Below are 13,015 nucleotides of genomic sequence, written 5' to 3'. Positions count from 1 at the left end.
CCTTTTCCTTTTCGATTCCTCACATTACTCTCCTCTGCTTTATGGCGTTAAAGTTTGACGGATGGGATTTTCCTCTTCCTGTGCTGCTGGAACACTCTCTATACCGGAATCTGGAGCGCCGCCACTTTCTATCGTATGTGAAGGCAGCGCCAGCTGTGGAGCAGTTGCACCATTTTTACCAACGGGCTTGCCCTGATTGTCATAGTAGTACATTGGAACATTGCCCACCACCAACAAATAAGATACCGGGATTTCCGTCTCCACAATTTGAGGCTGCATCTCAAACGGGATGACTACAGACACCTCCGTCGTAATCCGAATGTACACTTCCACCAGGATCATGTTAATGCCCGCATCCTGTTGTCGGGTATTCAAATCCACCTTGATGGCTCCATGCGGCTCCACCTTTAGGGGGACCTTCGGGCCATACGCTGCCAGCAGCGGGCTGCCCAATGCCTGACCAATTGGAACACTCTCATCAAAATGGCTCATGCTGTCCATTGTTGCCTTGACTGCTTTGAGCGTATCTGACGTAATTCTCATGTGCTCCGCATAATTGAGAACAAAACCGGACGTTCTCCCTTGTGCATCCGTTCTCCATTCGATCAGATTATCAGCTGTCTTGCCCTGCTCTACCTGTGCCGTAATCGCTGAATTGATAGCCTCTGTCGCCATTTGCTTAACCCGCACTTTTGCCAAATGCATCATGGGCGGCTTCAAATGCTGCTCCACATAAGCGGCCATCTGTATAATCCCTACCAGCAGCGCAAGTGCCACAATAAAAAATACTCTGCGTCTGCCGCGTCGCCTTCTGTTGGGTGCGCTGTGCCATTGCGGTCTTCTCATCATCCGATCCCCCCGCAGCGATGAACTTACCCTACAAGAATATGCGAGGGATACACGAAAAAGAAGCCGCCCGTCCGGCAGCTCCTGTTGATAGAAAAAATATAATTTCAAATCAAGCTCTATCTTATCATTTGAAAATGCGGTCAATCTTGTCGATCTCCGCCTGACTCAGCTGAACATTCAGCGTTTTCAAATTCTCCAGCACCTGCTCCGGTTTTTTCGCCCCTGGAATGAGCGCATCAATCGAGTCGCGTGTCAAATACCATGCGAGCACAACATGAGCTACCTCAGCATTCAATGCATTGGCAATCTGCCGCACCTGCTCCACCTTTTCCAGATTGCGGGCAAATGTTTCTCCCTGGAACAGCGGATTTTTGGCTCTGATGTCCGTGAAGGTTGTATCCTTCGTATATTTTCCGCCCAGCAACCCGGCTGCCAGCGGGAAATAAGGCACAAATGAAATGCCATTCGCCTTGGTGTAAGGCAGCAGTTCCTTTTCCGCTTCCCGTTGGAGTAAATTATATTCGGATTGAAGCACATCCACATAGCCGTCGCTATTCGCATCCTTCAACTGTTCAATGGAGAAATTGGATACGCCAATCGCTTTAATCTTACCCTCGTCCTTGAGCTTCTTCAGTTCTCCGACTGCTTCTGCCTTCGGCGTTGCTTCATCCGGGAAATGAATGTAAAACAAATCAATAGTATCCGTTTGCAATCTTTTCAGACTGGATTCGACAGAGTCACGCAAAAATGCCGGCGAGTTGTCAAAAACAACCTCTCCGTTCACAAATTTGTGTGCTCCCTTGGTTGCGATCACGGCTTCATCACGTTTGCCTCGTTCTTTCAACACCTCGCCAATCAACCGTTCAGAGTGCTCAGGTCCGTAAATAAAAGCCGTATCCAGAAAATTGATGCCGTTATCCAAAGCTGTGCGAACGACCTCTTTGCCCGTTTCATCGTTCAAACCAGAAAAAAGATTATGTCCTCCTACCGCATTTGCACCCAAACCGATTGGTTTTACATATAAATCTGTTTTGCCAATACGCACTTGCTCTGCCAATTCACGTCATCTCCTTTTCGAAAGTTACTTCCATTTTATTATTGGATTCCAAAAAAAGCAAAGTGCGTACCCGACTGCTGATCCTATCCTTAAATAAGCAGCCAATCCTATTTTCTTTTTCGCTTCATACTGCGCATGATTGTTTTTGTTGCCTGATCCACCCGGTATGATTCGATGATCTTTTGCAGAGCTTTATTGAACGTAAAATCGTCCAGCGTACTGTTCTGCAAGTAATGCATCGTAATCTCCGGCAGCTTGATATAGCAGATGGATATCGCCCATGCTACCGCCATTTGTACATAGTAATCCTCACGATGAGTCTGATCCAGTAATTCAAGCACCTGATTAATATACGGTTCCTCAATATAAAAATTGAGAAGCATAACCACGCCAAACCGAATTTCATATTCTTTTTTGGAGAATAGATAGGGCTGTATAAACTCCCACACCCGTTCCTTATGATTTTTCGTAAACTTCAATCCGGCACAAAAGCTGTCGCATACGGACCAATTATCAATTTTAGGCACAAATTTGGTGACATAACTTAACGCTTCATCTATATCCATTTTCACATAGCCAATAACCATGCCCTGCAGCATCACTTCCTCGAAGTAATCACTTTCAGCAGTTTCGAGATAGAAACGCCAATCTCCTTTGGCAATATCCTGAGCCAGCTTGCGCAATACCGGAAGACGTACGCCTAGTACATTATCAATGGTCGGAAGCAATGCAGCCGTGAACTTCTGAAAGTCCGTATCCACGCTCGACAGTATTTGTTCTCTAATTGTTTTTTCCAATCATCTCCACTCCCTGATCCTTAACTAACGAAATGAAATGCTCCACAAATAAATCGAGGCGACCGATCCATAGGGCGAATAGGCTCTTCTATACTCCTCGAACTGCTTCCTGGTAAGCGTATCCAGATTATATAGCTTCATCATTCCCCGCCGAATAGCGATATCGCCCCAACTGACGACATCTGGACGCTCCATACAATTAATCAACATCATTTCAGCCGTCCAAGGGCCTATCCCCTGCAGTGAGGACAGTTTTTGGATCACCTGCGGATCGGAGAGTTCATATAATTCCTGTAAATCCAGCAAGCCCTGTTCTATCGTTTGGGCTATGTTCAGGATACATACGGCCTTTTTCATGGTAATGCCACAGCTTTGAATATGCTCGGCCGCCTGGATAGCAATATTTTGTGGAGTCATCGCACCTAACTTCTCCTGCATTCTAGCCCATATGGTTTCAACCGCCTTGGCAGAGATAAGCTGTCCAACTATGGCATGAACAAGCGCCGCGAACAGATCCGGAATGATTACCCGTTCTACTCTGCCCATTTGCGATATAGCTGCGCCAAGTACGGCATCTGCGTTTTTCAGATAATGGATTTCCTTTTCCCCATAGTCAAAGTTTTTGGTGATTACAGTTTGCATTAGCTCCCCCTCTTCAACCCAAATCAGGGTAAAAATCCTTCCTTGCTCATATGGAGCTGTTCTTCAGGAAAAACATGAAGGAAACGCTCATAAACCATTTTGTAAGCAGTTGGGTGATACCAATCTTCCAGCCCCAACGACTCATATAGCGCACCGATATTCAAGCTTCGTGTCCGCCTTCCTCCACTGCCGTCCCCCATAAAATAATCATCAATACAGACACGGTTGACCAGAGGCCAAAGCTTGTCGGCAAAATGTTCGCTGCTTGGAAGTATGGGAGCGATGGTGGCCTGCGCTGGTACTCCTGCCTCTTTTAACAGTTGGAGTGTTTTGAAACGGGCCTGAATGGGAGGCGCATCCGGTGTGAAATGCTTGCGGATATCCTCGCGATCTGTTTCGATCGTCATACTCACCCGTACGCGGTCCTCTAATCGGAGCAGTAAGTCAGCATCCCGTCGTACAAGAGGACTGCGCGTCTGCACCAACAGAAAATCCGGCGGATCTTCCAGCATCACTTCCAGTAATGAACGGGTCACCTCTTCCTTGTACTCAATAGGCTGATAAGGGTCCGTGCTGGACGACATAAAAATCGTGACTTTGCCTTTTGATTTGGCCCTGCGAAGCTCCTTGCGAAGAATATCTGCCGCCTGATTTTTGATATCTACCCATGTCCCCCAAGCTTCCTTCCGGAACGTAGAGACTGGCAATTGACGCACATAGCAATATGAGCAGCCAAAGGTACAGCCTGTATATGGGTTCAACGAGTGTGTATACCCTGACAGGAAGCCTGTCCCTTTATTCAGAAGAGTTTTGGGATTTTTGTAAAAATACTCATTTTTCATCATTCGCCTCGTTCGAGCTGCAAGAGCTTTACTTTCATATCCAAACCGCCACGATATCCGGTCAAAGCCCCATTTTTGCCGATAACCCGGTGACATGGAATGGTAATCAAAATCGGATTAGCACCGATCGCAGCTCCCACCGCACGTACAGATGCAGGCTTTTGTATAGCATGGGCAATATCTGAGTAGGATTGTGTTTCCCCATACGGAATGTCACATAGCGCGCTCCACACCGCCATTTGGAACACAGTTCCTTGAAAGTCAAACTGAATGGTAAAATTTGTTCGTTCTCCTTGAAAATATTCAATCAGCTCCTTGGCATAGGGCTGTAAGAACGTAGCCTCTTCAACTACAGAACTGCCGGGAAACCGATTCCCTACCCATGAAATCAATTCCGCTACAGGTTGATTGGGCGAGCCTACATAACATAGTCCTTTAGATGTGGCTGCAATATATAAATTCCAATCCTTATGGGTCAACAATGACCAATAGATCGTCTTATTCGTTTGATTTTCCATGCTGTATACCTCCATTTTGTGCTTCCTGGGATTTGAGCTGACGATATTGCAACGGAGTGCAGCCCATATTCTTTTTAAATAACGTAATAAAGTAAGGAGTATTGGACAAACCTACGCTCTTCCCCACTTCCGCCACCGACTTATCCGAGCCAATCAGCTGTTTCCTGGCTTGCGCCAATCGGGTTTGTTGAATATATTCCATCGGGGTTATATGCATGATCCGCTTGAAGGTGCGATGTAAATGGTACGGGCTTCCATGACTTATTTCAGCAAGAATGTGCAATGATAGGTCTTCCATATAGTGAGAATTCACATATTCTGTAACCCATGCCATCCATTCATGATCAGGCAAATGCTGTCCTGTCGGTTTGCACCTTTTGCATGGACGAAATTGCTCTGCCAAAGCCTGCTCTGCTGTTTTAAATACACGAATGTTTTCTTTCTTCGGAGGACGGGATTTGCAGGAGGGGCGACAAAATATGCCTGTTGTCTTTACAGCGTACCAAAAAACGCCGTCATAAGACTTGTCATTTTCCACAATAGCTCTCCACATGTCATCAGTTATAGACAAATCAGATGTTTCCATTCTAATCACCTCTCTTGTACAATGCGGCCTCCCACATGTCTATGTCTAAATTATAAACCAAATAGTGAACGTATGTACCCCTCTTGGAATGTAAAGGCAAGATAACGAAAAAAAGATGACTCCAATGGGGCCACCTTTGATCTTGCTTATCTATCATCTTCCTAGACTTGAAGCTTGCCCGGTTCAACGGTGATCGTTAGCTCATCAGCAGGCTGGCGGTATTCCTTGGACCAATACTCGGCATTGGGAATCCCCACCTTCTCCGGGTCGAATACCGGATCCAGCCCATGCTTTCGCTGCCGTTCGTAATCCTTAAGCACGCGAAAGGCAGGCTTGGCCAGCAGAATCATGGCGATTAGATTCACCCAGAGCATAATGCCGACACCCATATCCCCCAAGGTCCACGCCAACGCTGATTCCTTGACTACCGTTCCGTAGAACGTCGAGCCCAGAATAACCAGTTTTAGGACGAACATGGGCCATTTGGCTTTGTGGTCCGCAACGAGATAGGCCATATTCGTTTCTGCAATGTAGTAATAAGCGATGATGGTCGTAAATGCGAAAAAGAACAATGTAATCGCCAGCAGACTGGAGCCGAAGCCCGGAAACACCGACTCTATAGCAGCCTGCGTATATTGGGTTCCTTCTTCGACGCCAGGGAGATTGTGTACAATATAATCGCCACCAGGTCCCTTCACGTTATACATGCCTGTGAACAGAACCATGAAAGCCGTAGACGTACAGACCAAGAAGGTATCTACGTATACGGAAAATGCCTGAACCAGCCCCTGCTTGGCCGGGTGAGATACTTCAGCAGCGGCAGCCGGATGCGCACCGGAGCCTTGTCCGGCTTCGTTGGAGTAAATCCCGCGCTTTACGCCCCAAGCAATCGCTGTTCCTACCATGCCGCCGAACACGGAATCCATACCAAAGGCACTGCGGAAAATGAGTGAGATTACACCCGGGAGTGCAGTGATATTCGTCATCATAATATAGAAAGAGACGAGAATGTAGCCAAGGGCCATAAAAGGAATGACCACCTCAGCGACCTTGGCAATTCTTTTTACCCCGCCAAAGATAATAAGTGCCAGTAAAACGACAACTAAAATCCCTGAAACCTTCATATCTATCCCAAACGAACTGTGGAAAGCTACAGCAATGGAATTTGACTGGGTTCCCGGCAGTAACAAACACATAGCTACCAGTGCGACAACCGCAAAAATAACAGCAAACCATTTTAGCCCCGTTCCTTTTTCAATATAAAAGGCAGGGCCACCCCGGTACAAACCATCGCGCTTTACCTTATATACCTGAGCCAGTGTGGATTCAACAAAAGCCGTAGCTGACCCGATAAAAGCCATGACCCACATCCAAAATATCGCCCCCGGTCCGCCCATGCCGACAGCCAAGGCAATACCTGCTATATTCCCCGTCCCTACACGCCCTGATAGCGCCATTGTAAAAGCCTGAAAGGAGGATACACCTGCCTCAGAGCTTTTCCCTTTAAATACCAAGCGAATCATCTCTTTAAGATGCCTGATTTGCAGGAATCGTGTCATTATGGAAAATAACAAGCCCACGCCCAAACAGACATATACCACCGGATTACTCCAGATGATGCCATTCACTGCTTCTGCCCATTTCTCTAACATTCCTTGCCTTTCCCCCTGATCAGTCAATAAATTTCTGGTCTATTTTTCCGGTAAATTTGCATAATTACAAAAAAATTATAGATTAGATTGTATCACCATACAAGTTAATTTAATTGACATATTGTCAATTACAGATGGACTTATCGGCTACATAAATGACGACAAAAAAGCTCTGATGATCCAGAATGTGGATCATCAGAGCTTTGTCCTTAAGACATTCAGGCGATGCCCTCTTTTTCATTCGAAGCACTAGACAGTTTCAACAGCGGGGTCTGCTCCGTTATATCCCCTTGAGGGATGGGAAGGATTTCAGTATATTCGGAAGAATTCGTAATGATAACTGGCGTAATCGTAGGATAACCCTCTGCCCTGATTTGCTCAACATCAAACTCAAGCAGCAGATCTCCTGCTTTTACCTGATCTCCTTCTTTGATATGGGAGGTAAAATGTTTACCGTCCAGCTTGACCGTATCTACTCCGACGTGAACCAGAACTTCTGCACCATGGTGCGAAACAATCGCAAGCGCATGTTTTTTCTTGAACGCCACAGTAATGGTTCCATCGAATGGGGCTACAACTCTGCCCGTTGTCGGTTGGATGGCGATACCTTTACCCATAGCTTCCGAAGCAAATGCGGGATCGGGAACCTCCGACAGAGCGACCACAGTTCCTTCAATCGGGCTAAGAACCTCTTCATTAGATACAGCAGCTGTAGGAGCAGATTCTTTAGTCGAATTGTCAGTGCTTTCCTCTTCTTCTACCGGATCTTCAAATCCCAAAATATAGGTCAAAATGGCCGAAACCAGAAATGATACCGTAATCCCTAGAATCAATCCCGGGAAGCCTTGTCCGCCAGGACCGTAAAAGATTGGCAAGGTCAGCAATCCAGGTGCGCCAGAAGCGAATGCCTGCGTTCCTGCTTGACCGATAATCGCACCACCGATAGCACCGCCGATAACACCGGCAATAAACGGACGCTTCAGCGGCAGCGTAACCCCATAGACGGCTGGCTCCGTGATGCCGAACAAAGCGGTAAGTGTAGCTGAGCCTGCCAGGGTTTTCAGCTTTTTATTTTTAGTTTTCAGCATGACACCAAATGCTGCGCCGGTTTGAGCAAAGATGGAAGCTGAAGCAGAAGGCTTGATTCCGTCTCTGCCGTTAACAGCAATGTTGTTAATAAACACAGGTATAAGGCCCCAGTGTACACCGAAAATAACGAGCAACTGCCAGCAAGCGCCGAGGATTGCTCCAGCCAGCAGCGGACTAAAGCTGAACGCAGCAACGAGTCCGGCAGCAATCCCGTTACCTACGTACACCCCGACGGGTCCGAAGACCATCAAAGTCAGAGGAAGCATAATAACTAGTAAGATCAACGGTGTAACGAAGTTTTTGACACTCTCATGTATGAATCGATTGCACGCTTTTTCCAGCTTACTCATAACGATGACAGCTAAAATGATCGGAATGACGGTAGACGAATAACTCATCATGACAATCGGAATACCGAAGAAGTCCGTAGGTGTACCTTCCGTTTTCAATGTGACGATAGACGGGTAAAGCAACCCTCCGGCAATCGTCAGGGCAACAAAGATGTTGCCTGCAAATTTCCGGGCTGTTGTAACCGCTAACAAGAGGGGGAGAAAATAAAACAAGCTGTCAGCTGCAGCATACAAAATCATGTAGGTCGTTTCTTTCGGCTGCAGCCAGCCAAGGTTGCTGGCGATCAGCAGCAGACCTTTCAAAATACCGGACCCTGCCATAACTCCGAGCAGCGGTGCAAAAATACTGGAAATGACATCTATAACAGCGCCAAATCCCTTGTTGCCTTTAGCCGATTTGTCTTCTTGTCCAGTTTCACTCAAAATGTTGGATACTTTGCCGATTGCATTATAAACCTCAGGCACTTTGTTGCCGACGACGACCTGGAACTGACCGCCGCTCTGCTTGACCGTGATAATACCATCGGTTTTTTCCAGCTTTCCTTTGTCTGCCTTTGCCTCATCTTTTAGCACAAAACGCAGGCGAGTGGCACAGTGAACGAGCGATACTACATTTTCTTCTCCACCTACCAGATGCACGATATCTTTAGCCAGTTTTTCATAACTCATGTTAGACACCTCCATGTTCTAAGGGCATTTTACATATTTAGGCACACAAAAAACCTAAGCCTTGAAAAATAGTGGGCAATGGGTGTCCCGCGATTTTTCATGACTTAGGTTTTGCCTGCATAACCAGTAACAATCCCAGTTAAAACTTATTAAATTCCTGTTGCTCTCATAATATAATTAATCTTACATATTTGTCAACAAAAACATTTAAGCGTATATTCTTGATTCATTTTCGTTGAAAAAGCTCGGCTTATCTGTTCACCACCCGCTCAATATGCACAGTCAGATACAACTTTTCTTCATTCGTCAATTCGTGATTGTATTCTTTTTTCACAAAAGCTCCGATTTTCTCCGTACAGGCTGCGGCTTCCTTGTGCTTTTCCTTAATCATGTCGTACAAATGATCATAGTTATTTTCGTAGTGATTCCCCTTAAATACGCGCTGGGCGAAAAATTTCAGATGCGTAATAAAACGGAAATAGCTCAGAGAATCCTCGTCAAAATCGACCTTAAAATGATATTTGGCGATATTGATAATCTGCTGGATAAACTTTGTAATACTCATGGTGGTAATGACTTCTTCGTTCATTTCAGCATTCACGATGTGAATCGCAATAAAAGCCGCTTCGTCTACAGGCAGTTCAATACCGAGTCTTTGTTTGATTTGTTCCAGCGTTTTCAGACCAATTGCAAATTCTTCTTTGTATAGCTGCTTGATTTCCCACAATAACGCGTTTTTGATCTCCAATCCTTCCCGGTATCTTTCCACGGCGAAATTGATATGGTCGGTCAAAGAAACATAAATATTTTCGTTCAGCTTTCTGTTCAGATTATGCTTGGCGTCATTAATGATTTCTTCCACGATCACGATCAAATCAAGCGGAACTTCGCGCAGCAGCATTTTGAAGTTATCGGACGTCTGCTTGTTTTTCAGAGCAAATACCTTCTGAATTCTGGTTTCGTCCACTTTGTCTCCAGGCTTTTTCTTAAATGCAATCCCCCGTCCCATCACCACGAGTTCCGTGCCATCGGACTGGTAGACGCTAATTACATTGTTGTTAATGACCTTTGCTATATTCATCTCGATCCCCCGTTCTATATGCCAGCAAGAGCCACACCTATTCCATCCTTTATTTGAAAACAGAAAAAAACCAAAGCGCAGCAAATAAACAAGACCATAAAATCTGCTTATTCGTGGCTTAGGTTTTGCCTGCTACGCAGTAACAATCCTAAAAATGATGGAATTGCGTCAAGTATAGCCCGAAGAGGATCGATTGTCAACGCTTTCACCCAAGAAACGGAAACGGAAATCCCCGGAAATCCGGGGCATCCGATCCTGTATACTTGTTGTACAATTACTCGTTGTACGTTTACTCTCCCAGGTTCTCGCCGTCAGACTGAATCACATTTTTGTACCAGTGGAAGCTTTTCTTTTTAATCCGTTTCAGAGAGCCGTTGCCTTCGTTGTCACGATCTACATAAATATAGCCATAGCGTTTTTTCATTTCTCCTGAGGAAGCACTAACAATGTCAATAGGTCCCCAGCTTGTGTATCCGATAATTTCGACCCCGTCTTGAAGAGCTTCGCCCATTTCGGCAATATGTCGCTTCAGATAGTCAATCCGGTAATCGTCGTTGACTTCTCCTTCCGGCGTAACCACGTCGTTGGCACCAAAACCGTTTTCCACTACGAACAGCGGCTTTTGGTAGCGGTCATGCAATTGGTTGGCTGTAATGCGGAATCCTTTTGGATCAATCGTCCAGCCCCATTCGGACTTATCCAGATACGGATTGGACACGGAGCCAAACACATTGCCGCTGGTCATATTCTTGACAATTTCGGGATCTGTGCTGGTCGTCCGGCTCGAATAGTAGCTGAATCCGATGTAATCAACAGTATGATTTTTCAAAATATCGGCGTCGCCAGGCTCCATCTCAATGTTTAATCCATGATCCTTGAAGAAGCGTTTCGCATAACCAGGATATTCGCCGCGTGACTGTACATCGATGAAGAAGTAGGATTCGCGGTCTTTTTCCATTCCTTGATACACATCCTCAGGGTTGCACGTGTACGGATAAAAGCTGCCTGCAGCGAGCATACAGCCAATCTGGACATCCGGAATGATTTCGTGGCCCGCTTTTACAGCCAACGCGCTAGCGACAAGCTGATGATGTGCGGCCTGGTACTGAATTTGTTTAACGTTTTCACCTTCCTGGAATACAAGCCCGGCGCCAAGGAACGGCAAATGGAGCAGCATGTTAATCTCGTTGAACGTCATCCAGTATTTCACTTTATCCTTGTAACGGGCGAATACTGTTTTGGCATAAGTTTCGAACAGATTTACCAGCTTCCGGCTCCGCCAGCCTCCATATTTTTCAACAAGGTCTACCGGAACGTCAAAATGGGCGAGGGTGACCACCGGCTGGATGCCATGCTTATGCAATTCGTCGAACAGATCATCGTAAAATTGCAACCCGGCTTCATTCGGAGCAGCATCTTCTCCAGTTGGAAAAATGCGAGCCCAGGCAATGGAAACACGCAGCGCCTTAAAGCCCATTTCTGCAAATAGCGCAATATCCTCCCGATAGTGATGGTAAAAATCAATTGCTCCGTGCGAAGGATAAAATTCGCTTTCAAGCGGGGTGAGTGAAGGAACATTTCCCTTCATAATGCTTCTTCTCTTCTCTCCGGTAGGCAGCAGATCCACCAGACTCAGCCCTTTACCGCCTTCCAAATAAGCTCCCTCGGCCTGATTGGCTGCAAGGGCACCGCCCCATAAAAAATCTTTAGGAAAAATAAAACTGGACATAAACGTTCTCCTTCCAAGTGTGAGATAAAAGGGAGACCAAAAGGGGAATAGTTAATAAAAAAACCCAAACCAGCCTGAATACACTTGTAGTGTAAACAAGCCAGTTCAGGTTATGCCCTATCGGTAACATCCCATGAAAAGGTTATACATATTTGAAGAAAACTCTAACAAAGATTTGGGAACCTGTCAAATTCATATTACTGGCTTGACTTAGGAACTAAGCACAAGATTTACGCTATATATTCCCCTTATTTCTCCACTTAAACTGGATGCCGTCTTTACAGGAAGGTTCCTCCCTGTTCTTGAGCAGTGACGATGAATGAATTTCCGCTACAGGCGGAAAAGGCTTGGGTTTAGATCTCGGCTGTAAACCTTTACACTGAATCTGTAAGCTAAAGAGAAAAAAGCATGAGGTGAAAGAGATGGATGAGTATCAGGAAATCATAATGGGAATTATAACCAATGCGGGCGTTGCCAAGAGTAAGGCGATGGAAGCGATTGCTCTGGCTCAAAAAGGTCAAACACAGCTGGCGGCAGAGCGTCTTGAAGAAGGCAAAGACGAGTTGGTTAAAGCGCATAAATTACAAACGAGGCTGATTCAACAGGAAGCGGGCGGAACCGTCCACGAAATCACACTGTTAATGGTGCATGCTCAGGATCACCTGATGTCGGCCATCACAACTAAAGATCTGGCTGGACATATGGTTGAGCTTTACGCCAGAGTGAATCGCTATGAAGAAATCACAGATCACACTTCAATCGGAGGGAACAACGGATGAAACAAATTACACTGGTATGTGCTGCTGGAATGTCTACAAGTATGTTGGTACAGAAAATGCAAAAGTCCGCACAAGCGCAAAACCTTGAGGTTGAAATCAGAGCTACTTCCGAAGGTTCTTTTAAAGAATATGCTGACAAGACGGATGTGCTGCTGATTGGACCACAGGTCGGCTACCTGGAGGACGATTTCAAGGCAAAATATGAACCTAAAGGCATTAAAGTAAGCGTTATCAACACGATGGACTACGGTATGATGAACGGTGAAAAGGTGCTGGGAGACGCGCTTAAGCTGTAAAGTTCAGGGGCAGGCGCTTACCCACCTGCCAGGAAAAGGAGGCTCACGTGAAGCGCGAAAAATTGAATTATGATCTCAT

General features: G+C 45.9%; 13 protein-coding genes. 2 read left to right on the top strand and 11 right to left on the bottom strand.

Going from position 1 to position 13,015, the window contains the following annotated elements:
* Positions 1-39: 39 nt before the first annotated feature.
* From yunB to B4V02_RS04555, 11 genes are all read right to left on the bottom strand, one after another.
* Entirely contained in the window at positions 40-849 is an 810-nt protein-coding gene (gene yunB, locus B4V02_RS04605; RefSeq protein ID WP_094156935.1) for a sporulation protein YunB, read from the bottom strand.
* A gap of 124 nt (positions 850-973) precedes the next feature.
* On the bottom strand, positions 974-1,906 hold the full coding sequence (locus B4V02_RS04600) for an aldo/keto reductase (RefSeq protein ID WP_094153908.1): 933 nt from the start codon (positions 1,904-1,906) through the stop codon (positions 974-976).
* A 107-nt stretch (positions 1,907-2,013) separates the two neighbouring features.
* Positions 2,014-2,703, bottom strand: coding sequence for a DNA alkylation repair protein (locus tag B4V02_RS04595; RefSeq protein ID WP_094153907.1), 690 nt, complete (start codon positions 2,701-2,703; stop codon positions 2,014-2,016).
* A 24-nt stretch (positions 2,704-2,727) separates the two neighbouring features.
* The gene (locus B4V02_RS04590; RefSeq protein WP_094153906.1) at positions 2,728-3,345 is read right to left on the bottom strand and encodes a DNA-3-methyladenine glycosylase family protein; all 618 of its coding nucleotides are present in this window, start codon (positions 3,343-3,345) and stop codon (positions 2,728-2,730) included.
* Between the two features lie 23 nt (positions 3,346-3,368).
* A complete protein-coding gene (locus B4V02_RS04585; RefSeq protein WP_094153905.1) occupies positions 3,369-4,187 on the bottom strand; it encodes an SPL family radical SAM protein in 819 nt (272 codons plus the stop codon).
* A complete protein-coding gene (locus tag B4V02_RS04580; protein WP_094153904.1) occupies positions 4,187-4,705 on the bottom strand; it encodes a methylated-DNA--[protein]-cysteine S-methyltransferase in 519 nt (172 codons plus the stop codon). Before B4V02_RS04580 ends, B4V02_RS04585 begins: the two co-directional genes overlap by 1 nt.
* Positions 4,686-5,291 carry a bifunctional transcriptional activator/DNA repair enzyme AdaA gene (locus B4V02_RS04575; RefSeq protein WP_094153903.1) on the bottom strand — a complete coding sequence of 202 codons (606 nt, stop codon included), beginning with the start codon at positions 5,289-5,291 and terminating at the stop codon, positions 4,686-4,688. Before B4V02_RS04575 ends, B4V02_RS04580 begins: the two co-directional genes overlap by 20 nt.
* A gap of 161 nt (positions 5,292-5,452) precedes the next feature.
* Positions 5,453-6,943 (bottom strand): alanine/glycine:cation symporter family protein, encoded by a 1,491-nt coding sequence (locus B4V02_RS04570; RefSeq protein WP_094153902.1) that lies wholly within the window; start codon positions 6,941-6,943, stop codon positions 5,453-5,455.
* A gap of 218 nt (positions 6,944-7,161) precedes the next feature.
* Positions 7,162-9,051 (bottom strand): beta-glucoside-specific PTS transporter subunit IIABC, encoded by a 1,890-nt coding sequence (locus tag B4V02_RS04565; protein ID WP_094153901.1) that lies wholly within the window; start codon positions 9,049-9,051, stop codon positions 7,162-7,164.
* Positions 9,052-9,301: 250 nt separating this feature from the next.
* Complete coding sequence (gene licT / locus B4V02_RS04560) at positions 9,302-10,132, bottom strand: BglG family transcription antiterminator LicT (protein ID WP_094153900.1); 831 nt, start codon at positions 10,130-10,132, stop codon at positions 9,302-9,304.
* Positions 10,133-10,421: 289 nt separating this feature from the next.
* Positions 10,422-11,861 (bottom strand): 6-phospho-beta-glucosidase, encoded by a 1,440-nt coding sequence (locus B4V02_RS04555; RefSeq protein WP_094153899.1) that lies wholly within the window; start codon positions 11,859-11,861, stop codon positions 10,422-10,424.
* A gap of 422 nt (positions 11,862-12,283) precedes the next feature.
* On the opposite strand from B4V02_RS04555, the gene B4V02_RS04550 reads away from it, so the two are divergent.
* Together B4V02_RS04550 and B4V02_RS04545 are read left to right on the top strand one after the other, a co-directional pair.
* Entirely contained in the window at positions 12,284-12,640 is a 357-nt protein-coding gene (locus tag B4V02_RS04550) for a PTS sugar transporter subunit IIA (RefSeq protein WP_094153898.1), read from the top strand.
* Entirely contained in the window at positions 12,637-12,936 is a 300-nt protein-coding gene (locus B4V02_RS04545) for a PTS sugar transporter subunit IIB (protein WP_094153746.1), read from the top strand. Before B4V02_RS04550 ends, B4V02_RS04545 begins: the two co-directional genes overlap by 4 nt.
* The last annotated feature ends 79 nt before the right edge of the window (positions 12,937-13,015 follow it).

Origin of the sequence: Paenibacillus kribbensis, assembly GCF_002240415.1 — a bacterium.
In the GTDB taxonomy this organism is placed as follows: Bacteria; Bacillota; Bacilli; order Paenibacillales; family Paenibacillaceae; genus Paenibacillus; species Paenibacillus kribbensis.
Note: the sequence above shows the minus strand (reverse complement) of the source record. Positions and strands in the feature narration are given on the sequence as shown.

Bases quoted from the DNA above. Each gene is read 5' to 3' on its own strand.
- yunB (WP_094156935.1), bottom strand. From the start codon at position 849: ATGATGAGAAGACCGCAATGGCACAGCGCACCCAACAGAAGGCGACGC.
- B4V02_RS04590 (WP_094153906.1), bottom strand. From the start codon at position 3,345: ATGCAAACTGTAATCACCAAAAACTTTGACTATGGGGAAAAGGAAATC.
- B4V02_RS04585 (WP_094153905.1), bottom strand. From the start codon at position 4,187: ATGAAAAATGAGTATTTTTACAAAAATCCCAAAACTCTTCTGAATAAA.
- B4V02_RS04580 (WP_094153904.1), bottom strand. From the start codon at position 4,705: ATGGAAAATCAAACGAATAAGACGATCTATTGGTCATTGTTGACCCAT.
- B4V02_RS04575 (WP_094153903.1), bottom strand. From the start codon at position 5,291: ATGGAAACATCTGATTTGTCTATAACTGATGACATGTGGAGAGCTATT.
- B4V02_RS04570 (WP_094153902.1), bottom strand. From the start codon at position 6,943: ATGTTAGAGAAATGGGCAGAAGCAGTGAATGGCATCATCTGGAGTAAT.
- B4V02_RS04565 (WP_094153901.1), bottom strand. From the start codon at position 9,051: ATGAGTTATGAAAAACTGGCTAAAGATATCGTGCATCTGGTAGGTGGA.
- licT (WP_094153900.1), bottom strand. From the start codon at position 10,132: ATGAATATAGCAAAGGTCATTAACAACAATGTAATTAGCGTCTACCAG.
- B4V02_RS04555 (WP_094153899.1), bottom strand. From the start codon at position 11,861: ATGTCCAGTTTTATTTTTCCTAAAGATTTTTTATGGGGCGGTGCCCTT.
- B4V02_RS04550 (WP_094153898.1), top strand. From the start codon at position 12,284: ATGGATGAGTATCAGGAAATCATAATGGGAATTATAACCAATGCGGGC.
- B4V02_RS04545 (WP_094153746.1), top strand. From the start codon at position 12,637: ATGAAACAAATTACACTGGTATGTGCTGCTGGAATGTCTACAAGTATG.